Annotated in this window: 17 protein-coding genes; 15 read left to right on the top strand and 2 right to left on the bottom strand. The window is 38.8% G+C overall.

The genetic code is table 11. The annotated features are described in order from the left end of the window. Positions 1-6 precede the first annotated feature (6 nt). A complete protein-coding gene (locus BN1356_RS09665; protein WP_093651185.1) occupies positions 7-381 on the bottom strand; it encodes a hypothetical protein in 375 nt (124 codons plus the stop codon). 85 nt (positions 382-466) lie between these two features. Here BN1356_RS09665 and BN1356_RS09660 point away from each other — a divergent pair, with 85 nt between their 5' ends. From BN1356_RS09660 to BN1356_RS09625, 8 genes are all read left to right on the top strand, one after another. Next, positions 467-2,596 carry a Tex family protein gene (locus BN1356_RS09660; protein ID WP_093651184.1) on the top strand — a complete coding sequence of 710 codons (2,130 nt, stop codon included), beginning with the start codon at positions 467-469 and terminating at the stop codon, positions 2,594-2,596. Next, entirely contained in the window at positions 2,583-3,017 is a 435-nt protein-coding gene (locus tag BN1356_RS09655) for a SprT family protein (RefSeq protein WP_093651183.1), read from the top strand. Before BN1356_RS09660 ends, BN1356_RS09655 begins: the two co-directional genes overlap by 14 nt. 70 nt (positions 3,018-3,087) lie before the next feature. Then, on the top strand, positions 3,088-3,855 hold the full coding sequence (locus BN1356_RS09650) for a hypothetical protein (RefSeq protein WP_093651182.1): 768 nt from the start codon (positions 3,088-3,090) through the stop codon (positions 3,853-3,855). Continuing rightward, complete coding sequence (locus tag BN1356_RS09645) at positions 3,839-4,108, top strand: PspC domain-containing protein (RefSeq protein WP_093651181.1); 270 nt, start codon at positions 3,839-3,841, stop codon at positions 4,106-4,108. The genes BN1356_RS09650 and BN1356_RS09645 overlap by 17 nt, the downstream gene beginning before the upstream one ends. Positions 4,109-4,222: 114 nt before the next feature. Further along, on the top strand, positions 4,223-5,164 hold the full coding sequence (gene hprK, locus BN1356_RS09640) for an HPr(Ser) kinase/phosphatase (protein ID WP_093651180.1): 942 nt from the start codon (positions 4,223-4,225) through the stop codon (positions 5,162-5,164). Continuing rightward, positions 5,161-5,943: a prolipoprotein diacylglyceryl transferase gene (gene lgt / locus BN1356_RS09635; protein ID WP_093651179.1), complete on the top strand. Its 783-nt coding sequence runs from the start codon at positions 5,161-5,163 to the stop codon at positions 5,941-5,943. Before hprK ends, lgt begins: the two co-directional genes overlap by 4 nt. Positions 5,944-5,959: 16 nt before the next feature. Further along, positions 5,960-6,361 (top strand): DUF948 domain-containing protein, encoded by a 402-nt coding sequence (locus tag BN1356_RS09630; protein ID WP_093651178.1) that lies wholly within the window; start codon positions 5,960-5,962, stop codon positions 6,359-6,361. A 1-nt stretch (position 6,362) separates the two neighbouring features. Next, a complete protein-coding gene (locus BN1356_RS09625) occupies positions 6,363-6,773 on the top strand; it encodes a YtxH domain-containing protein (RefSeq protein ID WP_093651177.1) in 411 nt (136 codons plus the stop codon). Between the two features lie 173 nt (positions 6,774-6,946). On the opposite strand, the gene BN1356_RS09620 is transcribed toward BN1356_RS09625, so the two are convergent. Next, on the bottom strand, positions 6,947-7,261 hold the full coding sequence (locus tag BN1356_RS09620; protein WP_093651176.1) for a DUF3270 family protein: 315 nt from the start codon (positions 7,259-7,261) through the stop codon (positions 6,947-6,949). Positions 7,262-7,418: 157 nt separating this feature from the next. Between BN1356_RS09620 and BN1356_RS09615 the strand changes: the two genes are divergently transcribed. The 7 genes from BN1356_RS09615 (at position 7,419) to cobT (ending at position 15,915) form a co-directional block, all read left to right on the top strand. Next, on the top strand, positions 7,419-8,348 hold the full coding sequence (locus BN1356_RS09615) for a peptidase U32 family protein (RefSeq protein ID WP_093651175.1): 930 nt from the start codon (positions 7,419-7,421) through the stop codon (positions 8,346-8,348). Between the two features lie 325 nt (positions 8,349-8,673). Then, positions 8,674-9,960 (top strand): peptidase U32 family protein, encoded by a 1,287-nt coding sequence (locus tag BN1356_RS09610; protein ID WP_093651174.1) that lies wholly within the window; start codon positions 8,674-8,676, stop codon positions 9,958-9,960. Positions 9,961-10,233: 273 nt separating this feature from the next. Next, on the top strand, positions 10,234-11,097 hold the full coding sequence (locus BN1356_RS09605; protein ID WP_093651173.1) for an IS982 family transposase: 864 nt from the start codon (positions 10,234-10,236) through the stop codon (positions 11,095-11,097). Positions 11,098-11,795: 698 nt separating this feature from the next. Further along, positions 11,796-12,263, top strand: a complete 468-nt coding sequence (locus BN1356_RS09600; RefSeq protein ID WP_093651172.1) for a EutP/PduV family microcompartment system protein — start codon at positions 11,796-11,798, stop codon at positions 12,261-12,263. Next, on the top strand, positions 12,253-13,329 hold the full coding sequence (cobD, locus tag BN1356_RS09595) for a threonine-phosphate decarboxylase CobD (RefSeq protein WP_093651171.1): 1,077 nt from the start codon (positions 12,253-12,255) through the stop codon (positions 13,327-13,329). Before BN1356_RS09600 ends, cobD begins: the two co-directional genes overlap by 11 nt. An 800-nt stretch (positions 13,330-14,129) precedes the next feature. Next, on the top strand, positions 14,130-14,861 hold the full coding sequence (locus BN1356_RS09590; protein WP_245620331.1) for a kinase: 732 nt from the start codon (positions 14,130-14,132) through the stop codon (positions 14,859-14,861). Continuing rightward, positions 14,854-15,915, top strand: coding sequence for a nicotinate-nucleotide--dimethylbenzimidazole phosphoribosyltransferase (gene cobT, locus BN1356_RS09585; RefSeq protein WP_093651170.1), 1,062 nt, complete (start codon positions 14,854-14,856; stop codon positions 15,913-15,915). Before BN1356_RS09590 ends, cobT begins: the two co-directional genes overlap by 8 nt. Positions 15,916-15,925: the final 10 nt, after the last annotated feature.

Here is a 15,925-nt window from a genome sequence, read left to right as displayed (position 1 = left end):
CTACCACTAAGTAGGTATGCGTCGCTTTGCCCCATCTATTTTTAATTTTATTTGACTATCAGGAGAAGCAATAGAGAAAGACACCCTCTTCTTTGAAGTAGCATTGCCTACTGCAAAAAGCAGGGTCACTTTTTTTAGTCTATATCTGTATCTTTTATCGAAAAGATAGTCCTTGATTTCTACCAAGGATTGAAGATTTTTAAGCCAATCGGAATGCTGGTTATAAACTGGACAAGACATACCATCCTCAAGAATGATTAAGCTATCCCCATCCTCCAAATAGAGATAAACATTCCAAACCTGATTAGTACTTGTTTGAAAAAGTTGGATGCTCCCAGTAAGTTGTTTGTCTTCCCATTTTTCGATTGCAGTTAATGGCATCTTTCTCTTCCAATCATGACTATTTTCTTCTATTCCAACCAATTCGGCCTACACCGTCAAACCTGTCTTGTGATATAATATCTTCATGGAAAAAAAATATGAAAAAATTGCCCACGATTTGGGTGTTACTTTAAAACAAATTGATACAGTCTTAGCCTTGACAGCTGAAGGCAATACCATTCCCTTTATCGCTCGTTACCGCAAAGAAGCAACAGGAAATCTAGATGAAGTTCTGATTAAATCCATCATTGACCTGGACAAGTCCTTGACTGCTCTTGCTGATCGGAAAGAAGCCGTTTTAGCCAAAATCGAAGAACTAGGCAAGCTGACTCCGGAACTCCAACAAGCCATCCAAGAAGCTGAAAAGTTGGCGGATGTGGAAGAACTCTATCTCCCTTATAAGGAAAAACGCCGTACCAAGGCGACCATCGCCCGTGAAGCGGGGCTCTTCCCCTTCGCACGTCTTATCTTGCAGAATGTTGCTGACTTGGAAAAAGAGGCCGAAGCCTTTGTCTGTGAAGGTTTTGATACTCCAGTTGACTGCCTAGCAGGGGCAGTGGATATCTTGACAGAGGCTATCTCTGAAGATACCAAACTTCGGGCTTGGACTTATCAAGAAATCCTGCAGCATTCCGCTATCCTATCTAGTCTCAAGGACCCAGAAGCAGATGAGAAACTGGTTTTCCAAATCTACTATGATTTCTCAGAAAAAGTCGCTAAGATGCAAGGGTATCGGACTTTAGCCCTCAATCGTGGCGAGAAAATTGGGGCACTCAAGGTTGGTTTCGACCACAATATAGACAAGATGCTCCGTTTCTTTACCCTACGTTTTCCACAGAAGAATCAATATGTCGAAGAAGCGATTTCTCAGGCAGTTAAGAAAAAAATCCTCCCTGCTATGGAACGCCGTGTGCGGACTGAATTGACAGAGGCGGCAGAAGAAGGTGCCATTTCCCTTTTCTCAGAAAACCTGCGCAATCTTCTTTTGGTCCCACCTCTCAAAGGCAAGACGGTTCTTGGCTTTGACCCGGCCTTTCGTACAGGAGCAAAATTAGCAGTAGTAGATGCAACTGGAAAATTCTTGACAACTCAGGTCATCTACCCAGTTAAACCAGCACACGCAGCGCAAATCGCTCAAGCTAAAAAAGACTTGGCAGACTTATTGGGTCAATTTGAGGTAGAAATCATCGCCATCGGAAATGGAACGGCCAGCCGTGAATCTGAAAGTTTTGTAGCGGAAATCTTGCAGGATTTCCCTGCTATCAGCTATGTGATTGTCAATGAAAGCGGAGCCTCTGTTTACTCTGCGTCTGAATTAGCCCGACATGAATTTCCTGAATTAACCGTTGAAAAACGGTCTGCTATTTCCATCGCTCGTCGCTTGCAAGATCCGCTGGCTGAATTGGTCAAAATCGATCCAAAATCCATCGGTGTTGGTCAATACCAGCATGATGTCAACCAGAAGAAACTCTCAGAAGGCTTGGACTTCGTTGTTGATACCGTAGTCAATCAGGTCGGCGTCAATGTCAACACGGCCAGCTCAGCTTTGCTGTCTCATATCGCAGGTCTCAATAAAACTATTTCTGAGAATATTGTTACATACCGGGAAGAAAATGGGGCTCTCAAAACTCGGGCGCAATTGAAGAAGGTGCCGCGTTTGGGAGACAAGGCCTTTGAACAGGCTGCTGGCTTCCTCCGCATTCCAAATGGGGAGAATTTCTTAGATAATACCGGTGTTCACCCAGAATCCTATGCCGCTGTGCAGGAACTCTTTAGCCTGCTTGAAATCACAGAATTAGATGCGTCTGCACAGGCCAGTCTAAAAGCAGTAAATATAACTCAAACTGCTGAAAGATTAGGGCTTGGTAAAGAAACCCTCAAGGATATCATTGCTGACTTACTCAAACCTGGTCGCGATCTTCGGGATGATTTTGCAGCACCTGTCCTTCGCCAAGATGTCTTGGACTTCAAGGACCTACAAATTGGGCAGAAATTAGAAGGCGTAGTCCGCAACGTGGTTGATTTTGGAGCCTTTGTGGATATCGGTATTCATGAAGATGGCCTTATTCATATTTCAAACATGAGCAAGAACTTCATCAAGCACCCAAGCCAAGTTGTTTCAGTAGGAGACTTGGTGACAGTCTGGGTCCATAAATTGGATACAGCGCGCGAGAAAGTCAATCTCAGTCTGGTGGCTCCTCGTGAATCTAACTGATTACGTCAAGCAAGTTTCGCTAGATGATTTTGGAAAAGCGTTCAGACATGAAGCCAAGTGGAATGCTCGGCTTCGCAGCACAGGTGGCCGCTTCTTTCCCAAGGATGGTCACTTGGATTTTAACCCCAAGATGTTGGAAGTTCATGGTTTAGAGGTATTTCGCAAGATTGTCCGACATGAACTTTGCCATTACCATCTCTTTTTTGAAAAAAAGGGTTACAAGCATGCTGATAGAGATTTTAAAATCTTATTGCACCAAGTGGACGGCTTACGCTTTGCGCCGAAATTAGCTGAAAGACCTGTTTCTCTCCATCAGTATCGTTGCCAAAATTGTGGACAAGACTACCAACGAAAACGCAAGGTAGATACGAAGAAATACCGCTGTGGTAAGTGTCACGGTTACCTCATTTATAGACAATAAGCAAATCAGTCCTTGGGCTGATTTCTTTTTGTAAAAAAATGGTATACTAGTGATAAATAGAGGTGAGACCATGCTAGCAGAACATCAAAAACGATTATTAGAATTATATGAAAAAGGTGTCCTGACCAAAGAAGAAGCCAGGTCATGTTTTATGGAGCTGGAAGATGAGGTGGATTTTCTTTTTGAGGAAGAAAAATCACGCTTGGCCTTTACATTGCCTAGTTTAAAAGTTTTTTCTTCATCAAAATTAAAACAGGACTTTCATTTCTCGGACATCGAGTCTATGAATATCAGTCTGACAGAAGGAAAAATTATTTTCCAAAAAAGCAAAGAAGACCAAATTCATTTTTGTCTCTCTTATCCCCAACAGGCTCAAGATACTCTTCTCCCGCAGATTTACCTTGAAAAGAAATCCTTGCACTTTCATTCTAAGATTCCTTGTCAAATGATTGTTTCCTTGCCGGATCAGTGGATGTCTGTTTTAGATTTGGGAATTGGTTGTGCGGATGCTCGACTAGATTTTCTACCATTTGAAGATATTTCTATCCATAGTCACTCGGATAAAAAACAGCAGGATATTCGAGTCAGACCTTGTCAAGCGATTTCTCAGCATCTTCACTTAGAACTAAGACAAGCTCCTATTTATATGATTGTTTCTAAGGAACAAGGCCTAAGAGGCCGTTTTGAAAGTAGTCAAGGTATGGTACAAATTAATAGGAAGAAGCAAACGAGTCCCTATATCTGCGAAAAGACGGGAGAAAAGATGGTTTATCTGCAAGTGCAAACAGAATCGAGTCCTCTCATTATGAAAGGAATAAAAAATGTACGGATTTTATAAATTAAGAAGAAATCGTCTCTTGACAGGCACACTAGCTGGTCTTGCGGACAAGTTCAAATGGGATGTTTGGCTGGTGAGAGCTATCTTTTTAGCCATTGTTCTGCTCACGAAAATTGCTTGGTTGGCCATGATACTCTATGGGGTGGCATCTATCTATCTCCCTATCAAGGAGGAAGTGGATGCGGAACGCTATGGCACTGGTCCTCGTAAACGAAAAGATGCTGAGAAAGCCAATGGTGGAGGCTTCTTTTGATAGAGGCAAACTGAATAACAGGAGAAAGCGAGTCATCGCTTTTTTAGTGTCTAAAAATGAAAATAACGCTTTCTTATGATATAATAATACTATTAGAAAGAATGAGGACAATCAATGACTGTTTATGTTAAAGATTTAATCAAACATGTCCGAGTGACCTGTGTCTATAGTACAAGTGAACTCTTGGATAAGGAAATTACCACATCGGATATTTCACGTCCTGGTTTGGAAATGACCGGTTATTTTGACTATTATTCACCAGAACGCATCCAGTTGATTGGGATGAAGGAATGGACCTATGTCAAGGCTATGACTCCCCACAATCGCTATCAGATTTTCCTACAAATGTTTCAACCAGAAACGCCCGTTATTATTGTGTCACGGGGCTTAGAAATACCTGAAGAAATGCTACAAGCTGCTAAGGAAAATGGAATTGCCATTTTTCAAAGCAAATCCCCAACAAGTCGTATTTCAGGAGAATTATCTTCCTACCTTGATTCTCGCTTGGCAAAACGAACAACCGTTCACGGTGTTCTCATGGATGTCTATGGTATGGGTGTGCTGATCCAAGGAGATTCCGGCATTGGTAAGAGCGAGACTGGATTGGAACTAGTTAAACGTGGCCACCGTATCGTTGCGGATGATCGAGTGGATGTTTATCCTAAGGATGATGTGACTCTTTGGGGAGAGCCCGCAGAAATTCTCCGTCATCTCTTAGAAATCCGAGGAGTTGGCATCATTGATATTATGAGCCTCTACGGTGCTAGTGCAGTTAAAGAATCATCTCAAGTGGAGTTGGCTATTTACCTAGAAAATTTTGAAAAAGGGAAGGCTTTTGATCGCTTGGGGAATGGTGGTGAAACCATTGAAATAGGTGGTATTGAATTGCCTCAAGTTCGTATTCCTGTTACAACAGGACGAAACATCTCCGTTGTTATTGAAGCTGCAGCTATGAACTACCGCGCCAAACAGATGGGGTATGATGCGACCAAGAGTTTTGAAGATCGATTGGCCAAGCTGATTGAGAGCAATAAAGAAATGGAGGAGACTGAATGATTGATCCAATAGCCCTCCAATTTGGGCCTATTGAAATCCGTTGGTATGCTTTGATGATTATTTCAGGTCTTCTCTTGGCGGTTTATCTATCCGCAAAAGAAGCACCACGCAAAAAGATTCGTTCAGATGATGTCTATGATTTCATTCTCTATGCCTTTCCTTTAGCTATCATCGGTGCCAGAATTTATTATGTTATTTTCTCTTGGTACCAGTATAAGAATGGCAGCTTTATGAACATGATTGCTATTTGGAACGGTGGTATTGCAATTTATGGAGGATTGATTGCGGGTTTTCTCTTCTTGATTTTCTTCACAAGACATCGTTTTATTGAAACATGGGACTTTTTAGATATTGCTGCACCGTCTGTTATGATTGCACAATCGATTGGGCGATGGGGAAATTTCTTTAACCAGGAAGCCTATGGTGGAAAAGTAGGTAATCTTGATTTTCTACCAGGATTTATCCGAGATCAAATGTATATTGATGGAGCTTATCGACAACCGACTTTTCTCTATGAATCAGTATGGAACTTGATTGGATTTGCTCTGATTCTTCTTCTACGTAGGAAGCCCAAACTTCTCAAACAAGGAGAAATTACTTTATTCTATATAGTCTGGTATGGTCTTGGACGCTTTTTCATCGAAGGAATGCGGACAGATAGCCTCTTCTTGGCAGGTCTTCGTGTTTCTCAATGGTTGTCCCTCGTCTTAGTAATTACCGGTTTTGTGCTCTTTCTTTTCCGTAGGAAAAAACAAGACCTTGCTTATTATCAATCTTAAATAAGGAGATTTTTATATGACACTTGAAACCTTTCTCGTCATCATGGCAATAGCGATTGTGTCCCTAGTAGCAGCTATTATCGCTGTTTTGGTGAAATTACTTCCGGTTGTTGATGAAGCGAAAAAAACGATTAATGTTTTGACTAGTGATGTCAATGTGACCCTCTATCAAGCTAATGAACTGTTGGCAAAGACAAATATTTTAGTGGAAGACGTAAATGGTAAGGTAACGACTTTAAACCCTCTCTTTACAGCTGTAGCAGATTTGTCAACTTCAGTATCTGACCTTAACCACTCCGCACGTGATTTAACCGTCAAGGCTAAGTCAGGCGTTAAACATACTGCCAAGGCTGGTGGTGTCTTGACAACCCTTAATTTGTTCTCATCCATTTTAGGCAAAGGAAAGAAAGGAGCATAAGATGGCAAAAAAAATTGGTGTAGTTACTAGTGTTATACTTGGTTTAGCAGGAGGTGCGGCAGCAGCAGCTTTCTTGGCAACTGAATCTGGTAAAAAAGTGAAGAAACAAGTGACAGACTTTGTAAAAGATTACCAAGAAAATCACGACGAAATCAATAATGATTTGGTCAACAAAGCACATGACTTGAAAGATCAGGCTGTCGATCGATTCGAAGATGTGAAAGGTCAATTCGAGTCAGGTGAGTTGACCATCGAAGATCTGATCCAATCAGGTAAGGAAAAGGTCCAAGATTTAACAGATCAAATCAAAGATAAGTTGGCGGAAGTTAAATCAGCTGAAGAAGAAACGACTATTATTGATATTCCCGAAGAGGATGTAGTTGTCCAAGAGGATATTGAAATCGATTTGTAATACTTGATAAAAACAGCAGATTTGATGACAAAGTTGCGGATAGCCAAAAGTCAATCAAGATAAGTCTAGGTCTGTTTTAGATTTTTGAAAAGAAAAATAAACCCTTGTCTATTGGAAAGACGGGGGCTTATTTTTTGTATGTATTTGCTTACACAAACAAAGAATAAAAACGCCTATTTAGAGCGTTTTTTAAGTTTCATTCTCATGTATTGCTTACGAAGAGCAATTTGAATCACTCTTAGGGCTAAAAAGCCAGTCGCAATACCCAAGACAAATGCTAGGAAAGCAGGGAAATTCACAGATAGGTAGACATAAGTCGCCATAACAGTGATAATACTGAAAATCGCTAGATTAATAAAAAATAGCAAGTCTCTTAGACGATTTTCATAGGGTTTTCGTGTTTGATATTCTTGATAACGGACCTGTTGCTCTTTCGGGAATTGTTCTTCATACAGGAATTGGTCAGGCCGTTCTTGTCTAAGTGCCATACGGTCTCCTTCTTCTACAAATCAGCATATCATATTTATAATGATAAAGTGTAACAGAAATGTTACAATAAGATTACAAACCACATTAGAAAAGTCAGAACATTAAAATTGACACAAGACCTTATCAAAGGTACTGGAATTTGTTATAATTATCTTTATGGAAAAAATAATCATTACAGCAACTGCTGAAAGTCTTGAACAGGTCAAGCAACTCTTGGATGCAGGTGTTGATCGTATCTATGTCGGTGAAGAGAATTATGGTTTGCGCTTGCCCAAGGCCTTTTCTTACGATGAATTGAGAGAAATAGCAAAACTTGTCCATGGTGCAGGTAAGGAATTAACTGTAGCTGCTAATGCCCTCATGCATCAGGACATGATGGATGCTATTAAGCCCTTTATGGACTTGATGCAGGAAATCATGGTGGACTATCTGGTTGTAGGTGATGCTGGTCTTTTTTATATTAACAAACGAGATGGCTACAACTTTAACTTGATTTACGATACATCTGTTTTTGTAACCTCCAGTCGCCAGATTAACTTCTGGAAGAATCATGGGGCGGTAGAGGCGGTTTTAGCCCGAGAAATTCCTTCTGAGGAACTTTTTGATATTTCTGAGAACTTAGAAATTCCAGGAGAAATCCTCGTTTATGGAGCTTCGGTTATCCATCATTCTAAACGAAGCCTTTTGCAAAATTATTTTAATTTTACACAGTCAAAAGAGAATGATAAGTCAAAAGAACGTGGCCTCTTCTTAGCTGAACCGAGCGATCCAGACAGTCATTACTCTATTTTTGAAGACAAGCATGGAACTCATATTTTCATCAACAATGACATTGATATGATGACTAAATTGATGGAACTGAATGAGCATGGTTACCATAACTGGAAACTAGATGGTGTTTTCTGCCCAGGTCAGAATTTTGTTGAAATTGTAAGGATATTTATCAAGGCTCGTGATTTACTTGAAAAAGGTCAATTTAGCTATGATCAGGCCTTCTTATTTGATGAAGAGATTCGTAAATTTCATCCACAGGAACGTGGCTTGGATACAGGTTTTTATGAATTTGATCGCAATAAAGTGAAATAATTTTCTATCCTATCAGAAACGAATAGTATAGACTACAATGTCTTGGTTGCCTTGAAATTTGAAATTAATGACTGTTCTTTATTTTGTAATTGAATTCCTATATGTGGAGCGAGAATATAAATAAATGTTCATTTTCGCCATCTTGGCAAGCCTATTGCAGTCAGACTGAAGTCTGATTCTGTCACGAAAAATCCTAAGGGACATTTTCTAGTTATTATACTAGATCTTAACGATTAAAATAGTCCTCTTATTATTAAGCAAATATTCCATCCTTTCCAAATGGAATAATTATCAAACTTTTATCTTGTAAATAGAAGGAAAAATCATGTCAAAAATATTAAAACGCCCTGAGGTTTTATCTCCTGCAGGGACTCTAGAAAAACTCAAGGTGGCCATCGACTACGGTGCAGATGCGGTCTTCGTTGGGGGTCAGGCCTACGGTTTACGTAGCCGAGCGGGCAATTTCTCCATGGAGCAGATGCGTGAGGGGATTGAGTATGCTCATGCGCGTGGCGCTAAGGTTTACGTGGCGGCCAACATGGTGACTCATGAGGGAAACGAAGAAGGAGCAGGTGCTTGGTTCCGAGAGTTACGGGATATGGGGTTGGATGCGGTTATCGTATCAGATCCGGCTCTTATTGTCATCTGTGCTAGTGAAGCACCAGGCTTAGAAATTCACCTATCAACTCAGGCTTCTTCAACGAACTATGAATCTTTTGAGTTCTGGAAAGAACTAGGCCTGACTCGCGTCGTCTTAGCTCGGGAAGTAAACATGGCAGAATTAGCTGAAATTCGGAAAAGAACCAGCGTTGAAATTGAGGCCTTTGTCCATGGAGCTATGTGTATTTCCTACTCAGGGCGTTGTGTGCTTTCTAACCACATGAGCAAACGAGATGCCAACAGGGGAGGTTGTTCACAGTCTTGTCGTTGGAAATACGATCTCTATGATTTGCCATTTGGACAAGAGCGTCGGAGCATCAAAGGTCAGATTCCAGAAGAATTCTCTATGTCAGCGGTGGATATGTGCATGATTGATCATATTCCAGAAATGATTGAAAATGGTGTAGATAGCTTAAAAATTGAAGGGCGTATGAAGTCAGTTCACTATGTTTCAACGGTGACCAACTGTTATAAGGCAGCAGTCGATGCTTACTTGGAAAGTCCTGAAAAATTTGAAGCCATTAAAGAGGATTTAATTGATGAGATGTGGAAAGTAGCCCAGCGCGAACTAGCTACTGGATTCTATTATCAAGCACCGAGTGAAAACGAGCAACTCTTTGGTGCTAGACGTAAGATTCCTCAATATAAGTTTATCGGTGAAGTAGTCGCCTTTGATGAGAGTAAAATGACGGCAACCATTCGTCAGCGCAATGTCATCAATGAGGGAGACGAGGTCGAGTTTTACGGACCCGGTTTCCGTCACTTTAAAACAAGGATTCAGGATTTAAAAGATTCAGATGGCTTGCCCATTGAGCGCGCCAATAAGCCGATGGAACTCTTAACAATCAAACTTCCTCAAGTCGTTTATCCTGGTGACATGATTCGCTCTTGCCAGTCTGGACTGATCAATCTTTATAAAGAGGATGGTGCTTCTGTCACTGTTCGAGCATAAAAAGATTTATTTCGAAATTAAATAATATTAAAAAAGAAAACTTTAATTATCGAATAAACAGATAACTATTACGAAAATAGATGAAGAAAGTAATATGTTGAGTCAGATAAAAATATAATGACAAAATCAATCAAAATAGTACTCTTTAGATAGGGATAACTACAATGATTGATTTTATTTTATCTTACCCGTGGTGCTAGTTAATTTTATAGTATGCAAAAAAGCTCATTTGGTCTAAACTGTAAGTGACGAAACATACAGGAGGTAATCCAAATGAGCCACTTAAAGTATACCGCTAAATCTCATCATTTGCAATGGAGTTTACACCAATTATCACAAATTTGCCATCACTTTTATCAAAACTATTGTCCAGACTCCTTTAAACATCGGCGCAATGTTGGATTGGCCAAGATTTCAGATGTATCGCTCTTAGTTTTGCTCTTACTGCAAGCTGAGCTAGGTATCACCTCGCAAAGACATTTTTACAAAATTTGTCGCCTCTTTCCTTGTGGTAGATTACTAGAAAGAAGTCGATTTAATAGACGGTCGAGACAGTTAGTTTGGTTAGTTCAACTTGTCCGAAAAGCCATGAATGATAGGATTAATCCCGATGACATTGCTATCATAGATAGCTTCCCATTGCCACTTTGCCAACCTGTCCGCAATCAGAGAGCAAGTATTTTTAAAGGTAAGGCAGATATCGGCTACAATGCCTCTAAACATCTATGGTTTTATGGCTTTAAGGTCCATATGTTAGTAACCTTATCCGGCTACATTCTAAACTATGTTGTGACAGCTGCCTCTGTTCATGATATCAGAGCTGTTCGTGACTTGATATCAGGGTGCCAACAGTCTGTTATTCTAGCTGACTTAGGCTACTTAAGCCATGAGCTTAAAGCCAATTTGGCGCAAGAAGGGTATGTCTTATGGACGCCTTTACGTCAAAACATGGTTGGAGCTAGGCGACATAATCATTGGAAATTGATGGCGATGAGACGAACCATTGAAACACGATTTTCTGAGCTGGCCAGACTATTCGATATAGAACACACATTGGCAAGAGGGCTAACTGGATTACAGTTAAGACTGGAACAAATCGTGCTTGCCTATAATTTAAGTTATTTTGAATTTAACTAGCACCACGGGTTTTATCTTATATTATCATACTTATTAACGCTCATAGATTATTGAGTTAGATGATAATTCATCTTATGAAATCTATTACTGCTTTTCCTCTTATTTGTTTATCAATTAGCTGTTGTTCAAATTTGGAAATAAACGAAGTTTTTTTGAGGTAAATTAATTTTTTGGAGGAATATACGTAAATTTTAGTCTTGTTTGCTTCTCAAATAATACACTAGAGTATATTTTTAGGGTAGAAAATCTCTAACTTTTAATCTTTGTTTAAAAATAGAACTCTGTTATCGCATGAGAGAAGTCCTTTTTATATCTTTTAGATAATTTATTTGCCTTAACTATTTCGAGATAAAGTATAGAAGATAGGTATGTGGACATTTTCTTTCAAAAATTTTGAAGTTATAAAATATCAAGAGAAAGAAATTTCATGTTTACAACGTAGATTTTCAAGAATTTTAGCACAAAGATTTTCATTTATGATATGATAATACAAAAAGGAAAACGTGTTCAAAACTTATTGAGAAACTCGTAGTTATTAATTTGTTAGGTTATTATAGGTTAATCTAGTTGTCATTTCATAAAAAATCGTATTATAGTTAGACTTATTTTAGTGGATTAAGAAAGTTTTCTGGGATTCTATTTGATTATAGATATTAATGATTACTATTGACATAAACTTTGCATAGGGAGTGAAGAGGATGAAAAAAATAATGTTTGTTGGATCTGTTGGGGTAGGTAAAACCACCCTGACACAACGTTTGAAGGGGATAGATGTTTCCTACTTTAAGACACAGGCAGTTGAGTTTTATGATTCTATTATTGATACGCCAGGAGAATTTCTTCAGCATAGACGCTTTTATAATGCCCTTACAGTTACAGCGGCTGAGGCTGATGTTATTGGTCTTTTAGTTGAGGCGACCAATCGGATGCAAACATTTCCTCAAGGATTTTCTACTCTATTTAACAAGCCTGTTATTGGAGTTATTACCAAGGTTGATTTGATTGATGATAGAGAGAGTCTTGAGAATGCCCGAAAACAACTTATATTAGCAGGTGCTAGTCAGATTTTCGAAGTGTCTTTAACTGAACAAACTGGAGTTGAGGAAATTAAGACCTTTCTTTCTATTGATTGTGATGTAGTTAAGGAGGAAGTAGATGGCAGTTGAACATGGTGGTAATATGCTCAGTCTAGCTCGAGAATTTGGTTTTCGGACAGAAGACTGTTTAGATTTTAGTGCCAATATTAATCCACTTGGCTTGTCTGAACGTGCTAGAGAATGTATTCTCCAAAATCTTGATGCTATTCTTCACTATCCGGATGTTAATTACAGGACGGCAAGATCGTACTTAGCTGCCTATCATGGAGTAAATGAAGAGCAGATTCTTTTATCAAATGGAGCGGTTGAACTCTTTTATGACTTGGCAAGACAAATAAAGCCACCTAAAGTTCTTCTTTTAAGTCCAACTTTTATGGAATATGAGAGAGCATTTTCCTTAGAGGGAACTACCTTTTTTTATCATGTTTTGAAAGGGCCGGAGTTCAGGTGGAGTTTAGAGTCTATAAAATCGGACTTGGCTCTGCTTTCTGCCGGAGATATGGTACTTATCTGCAATCCTAACAACCCAACCGGAAGTCTTGTAACAGGATTAGAACTCAAAAAGTTGGCCCAGTTATTGCAACAAAGAAATATTGGGCTAATTGTAGATGAAGCTTTCGTAGACTTTACTAAAAATGAAGCAACTTATACTCTAATTTCATACCTCAAGGATTTACCTAATGCCATAGTGGTGCGTTCTTTGACAAAATTTTATGCCTTACCAGGTTTGCGACTAGGCTATCTGGTGACTAAAAATGAACAACTTATTAGAGGTATAGAGGGTTTTAAACCACCGTGGACAGTAAATGCACTTTCTGATGCTTTAGTGCCAGTCATTTTAGAAGATAAGGCTTACAAGGATGCTACTTTTTCCTGGTTAAAAGCAGAGCAGAAATTCTTATATAGTGGTCTCAAAGAATTATCAGAGCTAGACGTAACTGTTCCTAGTGCTAATTATATTTTTTTTGAATATAAAGGAGAAATAGACCTTAGAGCTGCTTTAAGACAAAAAAAAATTTTTATACGCTCTTGCTCAAATTATCATCATTTAACAGACAAATACTATCGGATTGCTATCAGAAATCGTACTGAGAACCAAAGGTTACTAAAGGTTCTGAAGGAGCTGTTGGTTTAGGGCACTATATTTAGAATTCTAGAATAATAAATTCTTAATTGATAAAAGAGTACTGATAAAAATTTACCAGAAGAGGAAGCTTATTTTTTATGTTAGTAGAACTCTTCTTTATTTTCCATTTAGAAGCACTTGACGAAAGCGTTTACTTAAGATATACTATTTATATTAATATAAAACAAAGGCAATGGCGCCCAGTGTTCGCAAAGGAGCGAAAGTTCAGAACGTTGGTTTAACTATGCCTTTTTTGTTGTTTTGTTCAAATAAAAATATAAGTTCTCTATTAGTTATTTTGCTACACCATTATTTTCTTTTTGGACTTTCATACTTAGATAGTTAAAAGGTTTAGCTGATATGGAAATTTTTCTCATATTTAATTTTTGAGAATGCGAGATAAGTAGATTGGCTTCAGTCCTATAGACGCTCTAGATCTCTCTATTCAGAGTAAGTATGTATAGGTTCAGCCAACATTTATCTCTTTTAGAGATAGATGTGAATAAGGAAGTGCATATATAAGATAAGAAGCTCATTATGCTTGAAGAAGAATAGAAAAAGTTAATCGGAGTATAGGATGAAATATCTTTAAATGAAGTTAATCAAGTTACAGGCTATGCTTTTGGTTTTAATAGTGTGATAAAAATAAACTGTTTGGAGGTTAGAGCGTGGAGAGATGTATAAAGACCTCGTGTCCAGGTTCTTGTGGTGAATTATTTCAGGGTGTATTGAATGGGGAGGAGTTTATCTTATCTTATGGGATAGACTTGAGGAGTTGGGCGATTCTCAGTGAAGGAGGACAATTTCCTGTGGTACCTAGAGGCCAAAAGGTTCAGGAGGTTTTAAATCTCCTTCCCTTTAGTTTATTTGGTATACTGTGGCAAGGAAGTCAGTTGCCAATTGGGAAAGGATTTTCTAGCAGTACTACTGATATGCTTGTAAGTCTTGGTTTAGCTTATAGTTCGGCAGGAAAGAATTTACTTCTGGAAGACTTAACAGCCATGTGTACAAAAATTGAGGCGACTGATTCTGTAGCTTTTGGCCATTGGACAGTTATTAATCCCTTGACAGGTAGAGTTTTATTTACGACTCAGTGGAAACCTAATCTATATGTCTATGTTCTAGAACCTAATCACACACAGATGACTTCGCAACTGCCTAGAATGACAGAATCACCACATTATCCACAAAAAACTTCTGCTCTTCTCTTTGGGGACTTTGTTTTGGCTTGTGAAAAGGAGGATTTGGTGGCTATAGGGGAAATAGCCACTCGTAGTTCTCGCTTGAATAATAAGAGATTACCCAAGCCCTATCTGGAAGATATTATTCAATTAGCTGAAAAATATTCTTTTTTAGGAGTAAATATTGCTCATAGTGGAACAGTGGTAGGCATTTTATTGAAAGAAGAAGATTTATTGAGTTTGTCCGCTTTTGAGGATAACATGTTAAGTCATGATTTAAGCAACTACTATCAAAAACGTTATCTTCGAAAAATAATTTTTGAAGGAGTACAGATAGAAGTAGAGGAATGTAATGAATGAATTAGAAAATATACTTGCTAATATAAAAGCTCTAGACTTAAATCTTATCCATGAGGGAAAAGCCTACTGTGACAATTTAGCTAAGCCGCCTGGTGCTTTAGGAAAAATGGAAACTATTTATGCTAGGCTTTATGCTATGTTTAATGGGAGAATAAACCTTAGTAAAAAGGTAGTCATGGTTTACGTTGCAGATAATGGGGTAGTTGCTGAAGGTATTTCAGCTAATCCTCAAGAAACTACTGCGATCGTTGCACGAAATATGTTACAAGGTAAGACCGGTCTATGTGTTATTTCTAAGTATAAGGGATCGGTTGTAAAAGTTATTGATATTGGTTGTTTGCAAGACTTTAGCAATCGTTCATTTGAGAAAATTCGAAAGGGGACAGGAAATATTTTAGTTGAGCCAGCAGTTAGTAGAGAAGAAGCAATTGCTGCAATATTGTTAGGCTATAGAAGGACACTTGAACTTATTAAAGAAGGCTATACTTTATTTGGGACTGGAGAGATGGGGATTGGAAATACCACAACTTCTGCTGCAGTTATTTCAGCTGTTCTAAGTATTAGTCCTCAAGAAGCTACTGGCTATGGAGCAGGTCTTACAGATCGGATGAAGGCGCATAAAGTATCGGTAGTACAAAGGGCCATATCATATCATGCTCCCTTTGAGGATATCTTAGATTTAGTAGCAAAGCTAGGTGGACTAGATATTTTGGGTATGGTAGGTACTCATCTAGCTTGCGCTTTGCATCAGCTTCCCTGTACGGTTGATGGAGTCATCTCTATTACAGGGTTATTGGTGGCTAGTCAACTTTGTCCGAATGTACTAGACTATGCCTTTGCATCACACATGTCTATGGAACCCGGTTATAAAAAGGTTTGTCAATTTTTAAATCTTAGTCCAATGCTCTTAATGGACATGCGATTGGGAGAGGGGTCAGGTTGTCCATTAGCCTTCTCTCTTATGGAAACTGCAGTATATACATTGGAACACATGCCTACTTATTCTCAGGGTAAATTGAACCGTGAGGATTACGTTGACATCCGTAAAAATTAAACAAAAAGAA

Source organism: Streptococcus varani, assembly GCF_001375655.1.
GTDB classification, from domain to species: domain Bacteria; phylum Bacillota; class Bacilli; order Lactobacillales; family Streptococcaceae; genus Streptococcus; species Streptococcus varani.
The sequence above is the reverse complement of the archived record's forward strand: the minus strand, read 5'-3'. Positions and strand labels throughout refer to the sequence as shown.

Coding starts and splice junctions, on each gene's coding strand:
- BN1356_RS09665 (WP_093651185.1), bottom strand. CDS start 381: ATGCCATTAACTGCAATCGAAAAATGGGAAGACAAACAACTTACTGGG.
- BN1356_RS09660 (WP_093651184.1), top strand. CDS start 467: ATGGAAAAAAAATATGAAAAAATTGCCCACGATTTGGGTGTTACTTTA.
- BN1356_RS09650 (WP_093651182.1), top strand. CDS start 3,088: ATGCTAGCAGAACATCAAAAACGATTATTAGAATTATATGAAAAAGGT.
- BN1356_RS09645 (WP_093651181.1), top strand. CDS start 3,839: ATGTACGGATTTTATAAATTAAGAAGAAATCGTCTCTTGACAGGCACA.
- hprK (WP_093651180.1), top strand. CDS start 4,223: ATGACTGTTTATGTTAAAGATTTAATCAAACATGTCCGAGTGACCTGT.
- lgt (WP_093651179.1), top strand. CDS start 5,161: ATGATTGATCCAATAGCCCTCCAATTTGGGCCTATTGAAATCCGTTGG.
- BN1356_RS09630 (WP_093651178.1), top strand. CDS start 5,960: ATGACACTTGAAACCTTTCTCGTCATCATGGCAATAGCGATTGTGTCC.
- BN1356_RS09625 (WP_093651177.1), top strand. CDS start 6,363: ATGGCAAAAAAAATTGGTGTAGTTACTAGTGTTATACTTGGTTTAGCA.
- BN1356_RS09620 (WP_093651176.1), bottom strand. CDS start 7,261: ATGGCACTTAGACAAGAACGGCCTGACCAATTCCTGTATGAAGAACAA.
- BN1356_RS09615 (WP_093651175.1), top strand. CDS start 7,419: ATGGAAAAAATAATCATTACAGCAACTGCTGAAAGTCTTGAACAGGTC.
- BN1356_RS09610 (WP_093651174.1), top strand. CDS start 8,674: ATGTCAAAAATATTAAAACGCCCTGAGGTTTTATCTCCTGCAGGGACT.
- BN1356_RS09605 (WP_093651173.1), top strand. CDS start 10,234: ATGAGCCACTTAAAGTATACCGCTAAATCTCATCATTTGCAATGGAGT.
- BN1356_RS09600 (WP_093651172.1), top strand. CDS start 11,796: ATGAAAAAAATAATGTTTGTTGGATCTGTTGGGGTAGGTAAAACCACC.
- cobD (WP_093651171.1), top strand. CDS start 12,253: ATGGCAGTTGAACATGGTGGTAATATGCTCAGTCTAGCTCGAGAATTT.
- cobT (WP_093651170.1), top strand. CDS start 14,854: ATGAATGAATTAGAAAATATACTTGCTAATATAAAAGCTCTAGACTTA.